Consider the following 15,652-nt stretch of genomic DNA (forward strand, 5'->3'; position numbering starts at 1 on the left):
ACGCCGCGCACCCTCCAACCGTTATCCAGACCGCTGCGCCAGAGGGCGGACGGCAGGGTATCGTCCGGTCCTCCGTCGTCTCATGCCTCCGGGAGGCGTTGACGGATGCGGATGATCGGTTCGTTATGCGGGCGAACCGGTTTTTCAGGAGGCATCATGCGCAATCAGAACGGGATCTCGGCAAGGGGCAGGCTAGCCCGGCTCAAGAGTGTGGTTCTTGGGGGCGTGGCCCTTGGGAGCATGGTCCTTCTGGACGTTCCCGGCGCGGCATTGGCCGATGATATTGGTCATATTGTCCGTGATTACGATGCCTTTACCACCACGCTCGACCCTGTTTCTGCTGCCTCGCGTGGTGATCAAGCTGCCGCCGAACTCTGGCCTGATGACAGCCCGAAGGCCGAGCAGACGCGGCTTGCGCAACGTCAGGCGTTCAGGGACCGACTGGCGGCGCTCGATCAGAAGGCGCTGCATGGTGAGGATCTGCTCAATGCCCGCCTGATGATCTGGGAGAATGATCTGGCGATCGAGAGCCAGAAATTCGACCCTTCGCGCATGCCATTCACCAGTGATGAAGGTTTTTATCAGGAAGTCGGCTACGCCGCCGATAACACGCCCCTGCGCAGCGAGGCAGATGCGCGCCACTGGCTGGTGCGCATGAACCGTATCCCTGATTTCAATGAGCAGCAGATTGCCAATATGCGGCGCGGCATCCGCACCGGCTTTGTTCAGCCGAGGCTGATTGCGGATATCGCCGCCCATACCGTGCAGGCCCAAGCCGATCTGCCCGAGCCTGAAAACCCGGCCCTGCGGCCTTTCGACTCACTCCCCTCCACGATGCCGGAAGCCACACGTCACGAACTGCGTGCGCAGGGAGAGCGCATCGTCCATGAGCGTATCAAGCCTTCGGAGAAGGCGCTGGCGACATTTTTCGCAAAGGAATATCTGCCTGCCAGCCGATCGACCCTGGGGGCATCGTCCTTGCCTGACGGACGCGCCTATTACGCCTATCTGGTGCGACAGGAGACCACCACCACCCTGAGCCCGGACCAGATCTTTGCGCTGGGGCAATCCGAAATTGCCCGTATCCATCGCGAGATGCAGCGCCAGATGGATGCCGTGGGGTTCAAGGGCGATTTCAAGGCCTTTGTGGCTCACATCAAGGCAGACCCGCAGTTCTATGTCACGACACGGCTGGCCCTGCTGGAAAAGGCGAGTTTTCTGTCCAAGAAGATCGACAACGAACTACCCCGCCTGATCGGCAAGCTGCCTCGGCTGACCTATGGCGTGCGTGAAGTGCCCCGCGCTATTGAAGAGGGCTATACGACAGGGCGCTACGATCCGGGCAGTCCGGCGCTTGGCATTTCGGGTGGGCTGATGATCAACACCTCCCATCTGGACCAGCGGCCGCTATACGAATTGCCCTCACTGGTGGCGCATGAGGGGGTGCCCGGCCATCATATCCAGATCGCCCTGGCGCAGGAAATGACCGATCTGCCGGGTTTTCGTCGTGATTATGCCACGACCGCCTTCGTCGAAGGCTGGGCTTTGTATTCCGAACAGATGGTAAGCGAGATCGGGCTCTACCCGACGCCCTATGAGCGTTTTGGGCAGCTTTCCATGGAGATGTGGCGCGCCTGCCGTCTGGTCATGGATGTTGGCATACACTGGAAGAACTGGACGCGAGACCAGGCGCTTTCCTGCCTGCGTGACAACACCGCCCTTGCCGAGAAAAATATCCAGAACGAGACCAATCGCTATATCTCATGGCCGGGTCAGGCTCTGGGCTACAAGATTGGCGAGATGACCATTCTCGATTTGCGTCATCAGGCAGAGAAAGCACAGGGTACCGGCTTCGATGAACGGCGCTTTCATGATCTGGTGCTGGATGAGGGCGCGATGCCGCTCGATCTGCTGCGCCAGCGCGTGCAGGACTGGATTGCAGAAAACCGCCACGCAAAACCCTGAGCGCGTCACATTGCTTTATCGCAACCGGCCTGTCCCGGCTGCGATAACGCCGTCAGTTCTCTGGCGCAGCACAAAGGCGTGCTGCGCCAGAAGATCCCTCAGTGCAGGCCGCCCGAGGCGAGCAGGATCTCGCCAGTCAGCCAGCGTGAATCATCCGAGGCCAGGAAAACGGCAAGCGGTGCGATATCCTGCACCTCGCCCGTGCGCCCGAGCGGTGTCTGGGCAATGATGGCCTGTTCCATTTCCGAGCCAATGACGCTGGCCGTATTCGTCCCCTCTGTCTTGACCAGACCCGGATTGATGGCGTTCACCCGGATCTGACGCGGGCCAAGTTCCTTGGCGAGCGAGCCGGTAATGGCATCCAGTGCACCCTTGGTGCCGCTATAGACAGAAGCGTGAGCCGGGGTGACGCGTGTCACGATCGAGCTGATATTGATGATGCTGGCCCCTGCCTCCAGATGCGGGCTGGCTGCCTGGGTGACGAAGAGCGGGCCGAGCACATTGATATTGAACAGGCGGTGGAAATGCGTGTCTGTGATCTCATCGATCCCGGCAAATTCATAGACGCCGGAATTGTTGACCACGATATCGAGACGCCCGTAGCTCTCGATGGCCTTCGCGATAATGGCCGCGGCCTCTTCCTTGTGTGACACATCGCCCTGCACGGCCACGGCCTTGCCGCCGGATGCGGTAATGGCCGCAACCACCTTGTCAGCGCCTTCGCGGCTTGAAGCATAATTGACGACGACCGACGCACCTGCCTCGGCCAGTGCCTTGGCAATGCCAGCACCAATACCCTTCGAGGCGCCGGTCACAACAGCGACTTTTCCTGCAAGTTTGCTCATGATCTTCTGACCTGTCCGGTTCGGTCACGGCTGCCAGTGCCCCGTGGGGGGGATCGATACGGGCAGCACAGGTGACGGATAAAATGGGAGGGAGTGGAGGCGTTGGAACTTTAATTGTGGAGCAATCGCTCCAACATCATGCATATGATAGGGCGCAGCCCGGTTTCAAGGATTTATGGAGCGATGACACCAAAAAAAAGTGAAGGCCCTTGTCGACCCCGAGGCCGCCCCCCGGCCTTTGACCGTGCCACGGCCCTTTCCAAGGCGGTGAAACTGTTCTGGGACCGGGGTTACGAGGGGACGAGCTTTGATGATCTGATCACAGCGATGGGGATCAGCGCGTCGAGCTTTTACAACAGCTTTGCCAGCAAAGAGGCGCTCTATGTCGAGGCGATCGAAGCCTATGCGGAAGAGCAGGGGGCCTGGTTTGTCGAGGCCTTGTCGAAAAGGGGGACCAGCCGCCAGGCCTTTGCCGCCATGTTCGATGCGGCAGCGACAGCGTTTACCCGTGAAGATGCACCGGCTGGCTGCATGATTGCCGTGGCCGCGACTCAATGTTCACCGGCCCAGCTTCGGCTGCGTGACCTGATGATCAATCAGCGTCATCTGGCCGAACAGGCCATTCATGCCCGGCTGGAGCAGGGAGTGGAGGAGGGCGATTTGCCTCATTCCATCGATGCCGGTGCGATGGCGGCATGTTTCGGAGCGGTTCTGGGGGGCATGGGGATTCAGGCCCGCGATGGGGCCTCGCGCGAGAAGCTGCGTGCGGTGGGCAGAATGGCTCTGAATATACTGCCGAATGACGCGATTTGAGACAAACTTTCATCAAGGATCAGTCAAGATCGAGCTTTGTTAAGTGTCCGATACTATTTGAAAGGGAACAGAGCCAATCACGCATTGAATGATCGCCTTTCGGGTTTTAAATATCGGTCTATAGCGAGCGCGATAATCTTTACAGAATGTCTCAGGCGTCAGGCTGGGGCTTGTCTTGCTTCTAATGTATTTCATAGACTTCATTGAAAGGTGACGACGCGGCCCATGTCCACTGACAGTTCAGCCACAACCCCCGAAGGTGAGATCGCGCCTGTTGCCCCGCCTCAGCCCGCGCCCGCGCCCAATCCTTACGTCACGCCGCCCGAGCTGCCGACCAATGATGCCGGTCAGGGCATCCATTTCGATTTCAACTGGGGGGCACGCGTCCTGTTGCCCAAGAGGCCCGATGGGCGTTGGCGCGCAACGCTGACGGATCTCGATAATTCGACGATCATCTTCCAGGGCGATGTGGAGGAAGGGCATCTGTCCTCCACCAAGAAATTCTTCATCCGCTTTGCTGTGGATGTGGTGCGCATCGCGACTGATGGCACCGAGACGAAGGTGCTTCGTCATGAATATGATGCGCGTGACAAGCTGGTTCTGGTGCAGCTGCCGGTTGGTACGCTGGGCGATACGCTCGGGTGGTTTCCCTATGTAGCACGTTTTGCCGAGCAGAGTGGCGCGAGGGTCATCTGCTGCCTGGCGAAAGTGTTTATTCCGCTCTTTGCCGACGCATATCCCAACATCCAGCTGACGACGAAAGAGGATTTCGAGGCCAGTCCGCTGCGCTCGCAGGTTTATGCGACCTATAATATCGGCCTGTTTTTTGATGATACCGACAATATCTATCAACCTTGCGATTTCCGGTATGTAGGGCTGCATCGCACCGCAGGCTATATCCTAGGGGTCGATCCCACCGAGGAAGCGCCCAAACTCGTCCTCGAGGACGATACGCGTCCGATCGAAGAGCCTTATGTCTGTATCGCCACGCAGGCTTCGGCCCAGTGCAAATACTGGAACAATCCCGGGGGCTGGCTCGGTGTGATCGCTTTTCTCAAAAAGCGGGGATATCGCGTCATCTGTATTGATCAGAAGCCTTTCAGCGGGGCTGGTATCGTCTGGAACCAGATTCCGAACGGAGCCGAGGACGAGACGGGCAACAGGCCGCTCGCCGAACGGGCGCGCTGGCTCAAGCATGCCGATCTGTTCATCGGCGTGAGCTCGGGTCTGTCCTGGCTTGCCTGGGCAGCAGGGACAAAGACTCTGATGATCTCGGGCTTCACGCATCCGAACAACGAATTCTACACGCCCTGGCGCGTCATCTCATGGCATGCCTGCAACTCATGCTGGAACGACCCCCGGCATCAGTTCAATCACAACGACTTCTTGTGGTGCCCCCGTCACGCCAATACCGATCGGCAGTTCGAATGCTCCAAGCTGATATCGACTGACGTGGTGACCAAGAATATTGCGCTCGCTCTGGACGCCTGAGCATTTCATCTGAACGGGGGAAGGCGTTCCCCCTTTCTCGCCACGGTGAGCACAGGGACATGGATATTGCTGGCGCCCTCGCTGTCACGCCGCACGTCCGAACGCTAGTCGTGCTCAGAACTGTACATCGATAACGAGATTGTCGCTGTAATTCCCCGTCGCGGGGGTCGCCTGATCGGTGAGTATATGCGCTGTGTAGGCAAAACTCTGCACGGCGATGCCGTCCAGTTTGTCGGCGTTGGTTTCGGCTGTCGCGCTGCTGCGACGGGCCGATCCAGTGGCACCCCAGACCTCGCTCCCTGACTTTTTGTAAATGTCGTAGCGCAGCAACGCGCCAGCGCTGCTGCTCATGGCCCGGCTTGTGCCGTCTGCGTGATTGCCGGGGCTGATACCTACCGTATAGCTCTGGCCTCTTGTGCACCCCACGCTGAGGGACTGATGCACGTCACCAAAGCTTGCAACGAACGGGCTCGGCGTGAACACCACATTGGGCGCGGTAAGACGACAATCGGCGGTGACAGTGAACTCGACCGGTATGGTGACCGGGACAGGTGTTCGCTGGATGTCCTGCCCGATGCACAAGCCAAGTACGCCAAGTCCCCAGCAGACATCCCACGTCCAGCCGATGGTTATCGATCCGTGATAGGTACCGGCACTCACGTTATAGGGGCCAGAGGGAATGCGCAGATAAAGCGGCAGCGTTCCGCCCACGCCATTGAACAGCCCAAGCAGTCCGATCAGACTGGTGGCGCGCCAGGAAATCACCTGCCCCGCCGCATAGGGGGAGGCGCAACTGGCTGAGTCACAGATCTGCAGGGGTAGGGTATCGCCCTTTTCATTTGTCAATGCCGTGATGGACTGGATACTTGCCGCGACTTCCTGGGTATAGGCCACGGAGAGTAATCCGCCCGTACAGGCAAATCCCGAGGCGACCAGTGTTGTGTTGCCCTGTGTGCTGAGCGAGAGCGATGAAAGTGCCCCCAGAGACGTTGTGCCGGGTTGTGTCACGGCGCAGGCACTTCTGGCGGCGGGGGTGATGAGTCCGCAACACAGGCCGATGGTCAGAATGGCGAGTGCTCTCATGGTTCCTACCCTCATGATTTCTGCCTGCAGAAAAGAGGGGTGGGCCGTCGCATCCCCTTTGTGACAGTGGGCGACGGGCTGATCTTGACTGCACAGGTCTTGCCCGAGGCCAGAAACGCTGTCAGGCGATCCACACCCGTCAGGTCAGGCACGTAAGTCAACCCACCCCAGCCAACATAGATCATGTCGTGGCCAGCCTTGACGCGCGTACCGACGGGCAGAGGCGTACCCTTTCCGTCATTGAGGCGGAACAGCGCTGCGCTTGTATGCCTGACCGGAAAATGCATCAGATAGCCGCTGCCATATTGTATGGCCACGCGCTGTTCGACCTGGCGTGCTTGCAGATCGGGCGAAAGAGAGAGGGTGTCGATCTCGTATTTGGCGGGATAATAGGAAATTGCATAAGGAACGAGAAGGTGGCCATCCTTGTCGGTCCTGCCGACGACCTGGTTCTCGTAACGCACCGGGATATTGGGCACACCGTCCGTACTGATGACCGCGAAGGCATCCGACACCCGATTGCCAGCGAAAACCGCATGATCCATGACGGCAAGCGATCCCTGCGCCTCGGCCCAGCGTGTGGTGTCGTTCAGCGGGCCATAAAGTCCCCCTTGCAATTGGGTTACGCGGTTGCGCCATGTCAGCGAGGCCTGCATGGACCCCGGTGCGGATGTCTGATTTCCCGGGCCGGCATGCTGATAATTGGCATTCCAGCCGATACCCCCGCCTGGAGAGACAGACCGGCTTGCCGAGAGCTGCGCGATACTGCCACCGCCGGGCTGTCGGCTCCAGCCGGCGCTGGCCGTTCCGTAATTGCCGAAAGGTATGACGATCTGGGCGTAACCGGCCCATCCACCCTCGTGAGCGTCGTGACCGCCAAGATAACGATTGGCCATGAGCGAGAGGCTGACGCTTCGCCAGAGTGGAAGCGTGTCACCCAGCGTAGCGAAGCGGGTTCTTGCCCCTGTGGACGGGGTAACATCGAAATATCCGACGCTGAACGAGCCGAAATGTGGGAGGAGGAGGCTGGCATTGGCCTGCAGGCTTTTGCGCGGAAGACGCGTGAAGTCAGGCTCGTAGGTCGAAAGATCGGCAAAGCCCTGACTGCGCCAGATTTTCTGCGCGGAAATCGTGATATGGCCCTGTGTATATTGATACCCGGCGACGAACTGATGCCCTTCTTCAGGCAGGCGCTCTGTATCCGGGGTGTCGGTGTGGCCGGGTCTGTGACTGAGGCTTGCGGCCAGGTTGAGCACACCGAAACGTGGGCCAAGCCGTGCAAGCAGGCCAAGCCCACCCAGTGCAAGATGCGGGGCTCCCTCGATATGGGATTCGAGTGTCAGGTCAGACAGGATGCCGCGTCGGTACGAGGCGTCGAGGTTCAGGGGGCCGTAATCCATATCGCGCAGCCCGTAGCGTTTGCGCTGGGCACCGAGTGAGACGGTGTAATCGCTGAATCCGGGCCGTAGCAGGGTGCTTGCGACATAGAACGGCACACTGGATTCCGTCTTGCGGCCCAGCGCATCGGTTGTAACGACCGTCGCCTCACCGGCGCCATTGATATAGGGAATATTGGTCAGGCTGTACGGGCCGGGCTGGACGTTGTTATGCATGGTCTGCACGCCGTTGATCAGCAGATCGACGCTTGTCGGCACCGATGCCTGCCCCGAGAACTGCGGCAGGGGATAGGTGATGATATCCGGGCGTACCGCGAAATTGCGTGAGATCTGCAGACCACCCAGCCTCATCGTGTTCGACCACGCAAGCGCCTTGGTCAGAATGTCGCCCGCCTGGGCTGTCAGAACATGCGTCTGATCGGAATAGCTCCATGTGGTGTCGTAACGACGATAGGTTACATCGTTGCCTGCACGAAAAAATCCACCTGAAGCGCCGAACTGCGTCACCCCCGTATTCGACAAGGTGCCAAAATGGCCGAAAACTCTTTGTTCGCTCCACAGCGAAAAGCTGGAGAGATGGGCAGCCTGGGACACATAGGCGTCGTAGTTGATAATGGCGCCCAGACTGGCCCGTGCCTTTGCCTCGCGTCGTTGTTGGTCTTTACGCGTCAGGATTTGCCGGGGAAGCCATTGTGGCGGCACATCGAGGATCAGGCGCTGTGTTGCGGGTTCGTAGCGGACAGCGAGAGCGCCGATTTTCAACGGATCGGTCGGGTCGGGGGTATGCTGGGGGATATGATCGCCAAGACCGAGGCGACGCAGTGCCGCGTGGCTGATCAGATAACGCGCCTTCTGCATGGTAACCGGTATCACGAGGCCAGTATCATGCCCGTTGAGAACGGGGGCGAGATATAGCGTCATCTTCGCGGCCAGACTGGCTAGATCGGCCGGCCGCGGCGGTGGGGGAAGAGCGGCTCTCGCATTTCTCGGGTACAAGGCCAGTATCAGCATGGCGCACAACCCTGGACGAGTGTGGAAATGCCTGTCTGAAGTGCCCCTGCCCGGGTGAGCCCTGCGTAGGGAGGGCAGGGGCGGCAGGTATTGTGAAAGCCGGGTTGAAGGCAGAGCATGTTTACGTTGCGCTGGCATTTCACAGGCGAAGCGGGATGGTCTCGCTCATGCGCGAATCATTAATGAAGGCCTGCAAGGCGCCGGACGCGGCGCCCGCCGGAAGGGGCCAGGCCATTTCACAGCCCGGCAGAACATACCCTAGAAGCCCGGTGGCCATCTGGGTGTGGCCGAGCGACACCCGGCTCAGCTTGGCATGGATGCTGCCAGTGTTGCTTACCACCAGCATCGTATGGCCATTACGATGTTCGAGACGCGCGATAAGATGAGGTTTTTCCTTCAGATCACTCGACATGGACGGGTTGGCAGCATCGGCAGGCGCGTTGGCGCCATAGACGAAAAGCGGAATCGAATAGCGCAGCTGGATCGCGATCTGAGAGGCACCTGCAACCGCATTCGGCTGGGCATCCGGTGTTGGAATTTCGTCAATCAGGACACGATAGGCGGCCTCGCTGTCGTGGTTATTTCCGCCGGTGCGCATCAGTCTGATGAGTTGGCGCGTTCCGGGTTGCACCGTCGCCATCGGTGGGCTTGCGATAATGTCTGACTGCTCGTCGTAGCGGTCGTCGCCTTGCGCCTGGGTCCAGCGGAACACCCGTATCTGCAGTAGCACCGGCTTGCGGTCGTTGTTCTCGAGCCACAAGGCGCTGGCCTCGCTATCACGACCAAGTACCGGATTGACCGGCCAGATGGTGACGGACGAGGCCGCGAAAGCCGGCGCCTGATGCACTATCAGGGCAGCGAGAAAGCCAAGAGCACAGGTCTTGCGCAGGAGAGTTACCATTGGATCGTTACCGTCACTATGTCCGAATACTGGCCGGGCGGCGTGGTGCCATCCGGGGTAGCGCGCCCGTAGACCGGAAAGTTCAGGGGGGCGGGGGAGTGGCTCGTATCGAGGGTGAAAGGGGTGCCGGGTAGCAGGGCAATGCTGTAGCTGCTGTCGCGGTACAGGCTGTACGTCACACGTTCCGTTCCGCCATTGCGCATCATGGCGCGACTGCCGTTGAGCGGGTGCTGGCCATTATCGAGACTCATCATGACTGTTATGCCGGGCGTGCAGCTCAGGCTGATGGCCGAGGCGCTGTCGAGATGGGCGCGCAAGTCAACGCGTGAGAGCGATGAGGCCGAGCCGAAATCGAGTGTGCCGAACGAACCGACCGCGCCGGCCGACGCAGGAACAGCACCATCGATGGTGCAGCCTCCAATGATCTGGGCACTGACCGACATGGAGGTTGTTGTCGCTCCGCTGGCGCACGGGATCTGCCCCATAACGATGACAGACAGGCAAAACATGCTGCGAATGCGCATGTCTGTGGGCTCAGAACGAGATGGTTACGTTGATCGTGTCAGCATAGTCACCCGCCTGCAGGGGGGATGTGGCGTCTGCGCCGAAAGCCCGCCCGAATAGTCCAACCGTAAAGGTGGAGTCGTGGGCGGTGAGAGAAATCGGGGTATTGTTCTGCACTACCGTGGCAAAACTGGAATCGGTGTACAGGTCATAGGCAATATAGGATGAGCCGTTGGCCAACGCATGATTATGGCCGCCACTCTTCTGGGCGTCGTGGGTGCCGCTGATTACAGTGAGCATTGGTGTGATACCGGGCGAGCAGGTGACGGTAATGTCGTCGCCACTATTCGAGCCCGCAGCAAGCACCCGGTTCGCTACCTGCTTGAAAAATGTCGTTTGGGTATCGAAAGCCAAGAGCCCCATTGCGGTATTGCCTGTAGGGGTTGTCCCTCCAATTTGACAGGCAGAGTCCAGGTGCAGCGAGACACCAATCGTACCGGTGTAGGTCTCGCTTTCTGCCCTGCATGGCGATGACAGGCAGAAGCCGAACAAACCCAGAGCAAGGAGCGCGTACCGGGCGGATAATGCGACAGGCCGTGCGGACAGGCTGGAAGATGACCGTGTGGCTGTAATAACCCCGGAATTATTCTGCGTCATATCATCCTCTTTGCCAGTACAGGATGATCAGCGTTGTAACGGATAACCGTTAACAATCGTCCTGCATGTATCAACTGCATGGACCTTGAGGATCGTGATTCGCTTTGGTTCAGCGCGACGCCTCAGGCAATGTGTGAGCCTTTTTCCACCTAACCTGATATTCGTCAATAAATCGTTTTATACCGTAAACACGTTATCGACAGATTCGTTAAATTCAGTAAATAAACGAATAATCGTTATTGTTCGTTAACGGCCATAGGGCGGGTGTGCAGGTGTCAATTGTCACGGTGCGTCGTGACTGTTCCGATCATTACGCTATCTGGGGCAGCTTTTTGGGAGGGGTGCGAAGCAGGATAGTGCCGCCGCCCATTTCCGGTTGTCCCGTCGCCTTATGCAGCTCTAGCCCGCTCCGCGACTATCTCTGGCGGAATCATCATGTTCGTGATTCCAGTCTGATTGGGTACGGCATGATGAATTGACGAGGCATTCGCCTGGTCCCGGCGGCAGGGCGGCGATGCGCGCATGTCGAAGGGTTTTCCCCCCCCGGCAGGGGTAAACGTAAACGGCCTGTTCCGCCCGGCGACGCCACTTTCCTCGGCTGCTTGGCCTGCAATGAGGCGCCGAGGAGTCAGGAAGATCGCCCGTCCCCCTGCGCGGCGTTCAGCTTTCCTTGTCGACTGGCTCAGCGGCGCGAGGGCGATGTGGCCAGGCGGATCTTCACCTCACCCCACAGGGCTTCCTGAGCTGGCAAATCGAGATCGGCCAGTGTGCTGCCTGTTTCAGCTAGTACGGACTCCATTGTCTCGATGCGACGCGTGAATTTGGCATTGCCGTGCCGGAGGCAGGCTTCCGGGTCGAGCCCGAGCTTGCGTGCCAGACTCGCGACAGTGAACAGTACGTCACCAATCTCGTCCTCAAGGCGGGCCTTGTCGCCTCCGGCGAGTTCGGCCCTGACTTCGTCGAGTTCTTCCTCGATTTTTTCGAGAACCTGTTCCGGCCTGTCCCAGTCAAAGCCGACCCGCGCTGCGCGTTTGCCCAGCTTTTCGGCGCGTATCAAGGCAGGCAGGGCAGGGGCGATGCCTGCCAGCAACCCATATTCGGCTTTGGCGGTACGCTCGGCCTGTTTGTTGCGCTCCCACAGATCGGGGTCGAGCGTCTGGTTAGCAAAGACATGGGGATGGCGACGCACCATCTTGTCGCTGATCAGCCGCGCGACATCGGCAAAATCGAAACGCCCTGCCTCCTGGGCGATGCGCGCCTGGTAAACCACCTGGAGCAGCAGATCGCCCAGCTCGTCTGGCAGTGCCTCCCAGTCCTCGCGGGCGATCGTGTCCATCACTTCATAGGCTTCTTCTATGGCGAAGGGAGCAATCGTTTCATGAGTCTGGACCCTGTCCCAGGCGCAGCCGGTATGTGGATCGCGCAGCCGTTCCATGATGGCGATCAGTCGATCGAGTTCCGCTGCGGCTGTCTGGCTGGCGACCTGGTGGGGTGGAAGAGGGGTACTCAAAGGGGAGGCTCCAGTCCGGTGAAATGGCTCACCGGATCATAGGGCCCGGCTGGCTCAGTTTCCATCACCCTTGGCCGAGGGTTTCTGAAAGATGAGCGTGACCTGATCCGTATGACCACGGATGGTCTTGTCGAACACAGGCAGGGTGTGATCATCGGTCGGGTTGCGCAGGACAGGGCTGCTGGAGACAAGACGGAAACCGGCTGTCTCGACCTGCTTCGTGATCAGGGCAGGGTCGATGCGATGCAGTGTCGTCGGCGCCACGATGCCGGTGCCAGTCAAGGCAACATGGTCGATTACGACATAATATCCGCCCGGCTTGAGCGCCAGAAAGATGGCCTGATCCATGCGCAAGGCTGTCTCGGGACCCATGCCACCATACACATCGTGATAGTTCTGCGATGTCCAGACCAGATCGAGCGGTTGCGAAACGTGGAAATCCACGATCGGCGTAACGACGACCGAGACATTGCTGAAGGCGGGGTTGGTAGCGATGGCTTGCGCTGTCTGGGAAAGCTGAGGATGACGCGCGGCCATTTCAGCAGGAATGACAGCAAAGACATGGCCAGACGCACCGATGTCGAGGCTCAGCAGACGGGTGAAATAGCCACTGCCGGGCATGAGGTCAGCAACGGCGGCCCCTTTGGGCAATGGAACGAGCGCCAGCAGGTCGAGCGGCTTACGCAGTGCGTCGCGTGCACGATCTGTATCGGGGCGCGCCGGTGAGGCAAGCAGCCCTGCGTCAGGCTTCTGCAGGGCGACCTGTCCCCGGCCTGACGATTCAGCGGCAAGGGCCATGCCACCCAGCACAGGGGTGCCCAATGACTGGGCGCCTGACGCAAGCACGCTCCCCAGGATAATGATTGATGCCCTGAAGGCACCACGTCGCAGAGGGGAAACCTTCATGGGTATAATCCTGTCAGTGAAGTCCGGGCGCGGGGCAGGGGAGCGGAAAATCTGCCAAGCCCACGCCGGAGACGCGGAATGCGAAGAGGGTGAAGCTTGTCTTATCTGCCCCGTCTGCACAAGGCATAGAGACCGAGGATCACTACGACACTGGCGAGGCTCGCAAGAATGGTCTGGCGTTGCGCGGCCTGCGCCATCATGGCGAGCACAACCAGCCCGATCGCGCCAAGCGTGCCGAGATTGAGGACCGAGCCGAAAGGCAGGGTGAAAGCCCTGTTGGTCGGGTCCTCAAGACGCAGGATGCGATGCGACGAAACGATCAGCCCGTAGATAAGCAGCATGACAGCGCCCGTCGCGCCCAGCAGAAAGGCAAAGATTAGCTTGGGCGACAGGATCGAGCAGAAGGCCACGACCAGACCGATAATGCTGGAAAAGGTGACGGCACGCTGGGGAACGTGGCTTTTGGAAAGCATGGCAAACCAGGTGGGTGCGTCATTCAGCTCCGCAAGGCCGCGCAGGGTGCGCGACGTGATGTAAATGCTTGAATTCAGGCAGGAGAGAATGGCTGTGAAAACCACGATCTGCATCAGGGTCGCCGCACCCGGAACGCCGATGTGACGCATGACGGTCACGAACGGGGAATAACCCGGCTCGATGGCTGTCCAGGGTACAAGCGTCAGGATCAGGATAACCGACAGGATATAGAAAAGGGTGACTCGCACACCGATGGTGCGCGTTACACGGGCCAGATTTTCTTCGGCGTTTTCCGATTCCGCTGCTGCCACAGTGGCGGACTCTGAACCAATCATGGAGAAAAGTACGGTGGGAACGGTTGCCAGAATGGCACCCCAGCCATGCGGGAAAAAGCCGTCATGGCTGAACACGTTATGCACGATGCGTGGATGCGGGCCGACGAAATGGCTCAGGCTGAGTATCCCGAGGGCACAGAAGGCAATGATGGTCGCGACCTTGATGAGCGAAAGCCAGAACTCGCATTCGCCAAAAACACGCACCGAGACAAGATTGATGAGATTGACCGCTATGATGAGGGCAGGTGCCAGTACCCAGACGGGGAGTGCTACCCAGTCCTGCATGGCAATGGCACCGCCAATGGCTTCGGCGCCAATGGTGACGACCCAGAACAGCCAGTAGAGCCAGCCCGAAAGAAACCCTGCCCAGTTCCCGTGGGCTGTGCGGATGCAGTCGATGAACGTACCGATTCCGGGTCTGGCAAGCAGCATCTCGCCCAGCATGCGGATGACGATGACGACGAGGAGGCCGGTGCCGATATAGGTCAGCAGGATAGCCGGACCTGCCGCGGCGATGGCGGCTGAACTGCCGATAAACAGCCCTGCGCCAATCACGCCACCAAGGGCGATCATGGCAATATGTCGGTCTTTCAGCTTGCCGCCATGCAAAAGAGGCGGCTCACCCTCGCGCGAAAATCCATGGTGTGAAAGATTATCTTTTTCCATCATATGTTGGACAAAGCCATGTAAATGCTTACTTCGTCCAGATGGAATATTTTAAAGAAGGAATGAATTGATGACACGGGTCTTCATCGACGGTGAGGCTGGAACGACAGGACTGGGCATCAGGGATCGCCTGCGCGGCCTGCCTGTCGAGGTTCTCTCGATCGATCCTGCCAAACGCAAGGACCCGCAGGCACGACTGGAAATGATGCAGGGTGCCGATCTTGTGATTCTGTGCCTGCCAGATGATGCGGCCCGTGAGGCTGTGTCCCTCGCGGCGACTCTGGATACCGTACGCATCCTCGATGCCAGCACCGCGCATCGTATCGCCCCGCATTGGGAATATGGTTTCCCAGAACTCGATGGCGGGCAGACGGCGCGCATCGCTACGGCGCGTCACGTCGCGAATCCGGGATGCTATCCGACCGGTGCAATCGGATTGCTGCGCCCCCTGATCGATGCAGGCCTGATGCCGGCCGATCACCCCATCACCATCAACGCTGTCAGTGGCTATAGTGGCGGAGGGCGCTCCGAGATCGAGGCCCATGAACAGAATGGCGGGCCCGCATTCGAGCTTTACGGGCTGGGACTTGAACACAAACACGTGCCAGAGATCATGCATTATGCCGGCCTGACCCGGCGACCGCTTTTTGTGCCGTCCATTGGGCATTTCGCCCAAGGAATGATCGTCTCGATTCCCCTGCAACTGGCTGATTTGCCCGGTTATGTGCGCATATCCGATATCGAGGCTTGTCTGCGCAATCACTACGCCGGGTCGCGTCAGATCAGTGTCGAATCAGCCGATGTGGCGCGTCTCGACGCCGCTGCGCTTGCTGATCAGGACACGATGGAACTGCGCGTCCATGGCAGCGAAACCTGGCGTCATGTGGTGTTGACGGCGCGTCTCGATAATCTGGGCAAGGGGGCTGCCGGAGCGGCGTTACAAAATATTTCTATCATGTGCGGGCTGGGGGGCTGAACTATCCACTAATGATCCCGATAATAGGCGTTAAACCCTAGACCGTGGCTGCGCGTTTGATCTCGATTAAGGCATGATATCCCTATGCTCCCACCCCCCATCGAGCGCAGAAATCGTG

General features: G+C 59.3%; 13 protein-coding genes. 4 read left to right on the top strand and 9 right to left on the bottom strand.

Annotated features, from left to right (window positions below; translation table 11 throughout):
* Positions 1-156: 156 nt before the first annotated feature.
* A complete protein-coding gene (locus tag Asbog_RS02905) occupies positions 157-1,965 on the top strand; it encodes a DUF885 domain-containing protein (protein ID WP_062164027.1) in 1,809 nt (602 codons plus the stop codon).
* Positions 1,966-2,063: 98 nt separating this feature from the next.
* Here Asbog_RS02905 and Asbog_RS02910 read toward each other — a convergent pair whose 3' ends face one another.
* Positions 2,064-2,810, bottom strand: a complete 747-nt coding sequence (locus tag Asbog_RS02910) for a glucose 1-dehydrogenase (RefSeq protein ID WP_062164028.1) — start codon at positions 2,808-2,810, stop codon at positions 2,064-2,066.
* Between the two features lie 183 nt (positions 2,811-2,993).
* On the opposite strand from Asbog_RS02910, the gene Asbog_RS02915 reads away from it, so the two are divergent.
* Positions 2,994-3,623 (top strand): TetR/AcrR family transcriptional regulator, encoded by a 630-nt coding sequence (locus Asbog_RS02915; protein ID WP_231944645.1) that lies wholly within the window; start codon positions 2,994-2,996, stop codon positions 3,621-3,623.
* A gap of 225 nt (positions 3,624-3,848) precedes the next feature.
* Positions 3,849-5,114, top strand: coding sequence for an autotransporter strand-loop-strand O-heptosyltransferase (locus Asbog_RS02920; RefSeq protein ID WP_062164029.1), 1,266 nt, complete (start codon positions 3,849-3,851; stop codon positions 5,112-5,114).
* Positions 5,115-5,228: 114 nt separating this feature from the next.
* Here the strand turns inward: Asbog_RS02920 and Asbog_RS02925 are convergent, their stop codons facing one another.
* The 8 genes from Asbog_RS02925 to Asbog_RS02960 all read right to left on the bottom strand — a co-directional run bounded on the left by Asbog_RS02925 (position 5,229) and on the right by Asbog_RS02960 (position 14,561).
* A complete protein-coding gene (locus Asbog_RS02925) occupies positions 5,229-6,197 on the bottom strand; it encodes a Csu type fimbrial protein (RefSeq protein WP_062164030.1) in 969 nt (322 codons plus the stop codon).
* Between the two features lie 11 nt (positions 6,198-6,208).
* Complete coding sequence (locus Asbog_RS02930; protein ID WP_171840654.1) at positions 6,209-8,515, bottom strand: fimbria/pilus outer membrane usher protein; 2,307 nt, start codon at positions 8,513-8,515, stop codon at positions 6,209-6,211.
* 229 nt (positions 8,516-8,744) lie between these two features.
* Positions 8,745-9,506, bottom strand: coding sequence for a fimbrial biogenesis chaperone (locus Asbog_RS02935; protein ID WP_062164032.1), 762 nt, complete (start codon positions 9,504-9,506; stop codon positions 8,745-8,747).
* Positions 9,500-10,030 (bottom strand): Csu type fimbrial protein, encoded by a 531-nt coding sequence (locus Asbog_RS02940; protein ID WP_062164033.1) that lies wholly within the window; start codon positions 10,028-10,030, stop codon positions 9,500-9,502. The genes Asbog_RS02935 and Asbog_RS02940 overlap by 7 nt, the downstream gene beginning before the upstream one ends.
* Before the next feature lie 10 nt (positions 10,031-10,040).
* The gene (locus Asbog_RS14160) at positions 10,041-10,667 is read right to left on the bottom strand and encodes a spore coat protein U domain-containing protein (RefSeq protein WP_083510683.1); all 627 of its coding nucleotides are present in this window, start codon (positions 10,665-10,667) and stop codon (positions 10,041-10,043) included.
* Between the two features lie 682 nt (positions 10,668-11,349).
* The gene (mazG, locus tag Asbog_RS02950) at positions 11,350-12,177 is read right to left on the bottom strand and encodes a nucleoside triphosphate pyrophosphohydrolase (protein WP_261763182.1); all 828 of its coding nucleotides are present in this window, start codon (positions 12,175-12,177) and stop codon (positions 11,350-11,352) included.
* Between the two features lie 54 nt (positions 12,178-12,231).
* The gene (locus Asbog_RS02955; protein ID WP_062164035.1) at positions 12,232-13,083 is read right to left on the bottom strand and encodes a class I SAM-dependent methyltransferase; all 852 of its coding nucleotides are present in this window, start codon (positions 13,081-13,083) and stop codon (positions 12,232-12,234) included.
* 101 nt (positions 13,084-13,184) lie between these two features.
* Complete coding sequence (locus Asbog_RS02960; RefSeq protein WP_231944646.1) at positions 13,185-14,561, bottom strand: amino acid permease; 1,377 nt, start codon at positions 14,559-14,561, stop codon at positions 13,185-13,187.
* A 67-nt stretch (positions 14,562-14,628) separates the two neighbouring features.
* On the opposite strand from Asbog_RS02960, the gene argC reads away from it, so the two are divergent.
* Positions 14,629-15,534, top strand: a complete 906-nt coding sequence (gene argC, locus Asbog_RS02965) for an N-acetyl-gamma-glutamyl-phosphate reductase (RefSeq protein WP_062164036.1) — start codon at positions 14,629-14,631, stop codon at positions 15,532-15,534.
* Positions 15,535-15,652 lie beyond the last annotated feature (118 nt).

The sequence above is a fragment of the Asaia bogorensis NBRC 16594 genome, from assembly GCF_001547995.1.
Lineage (GTDB): Bacteria > Pseudomonadota > Alphaproteobacteria > Acetobacterales > Acetobacteraceae > Asaia > Asaia bogorensis.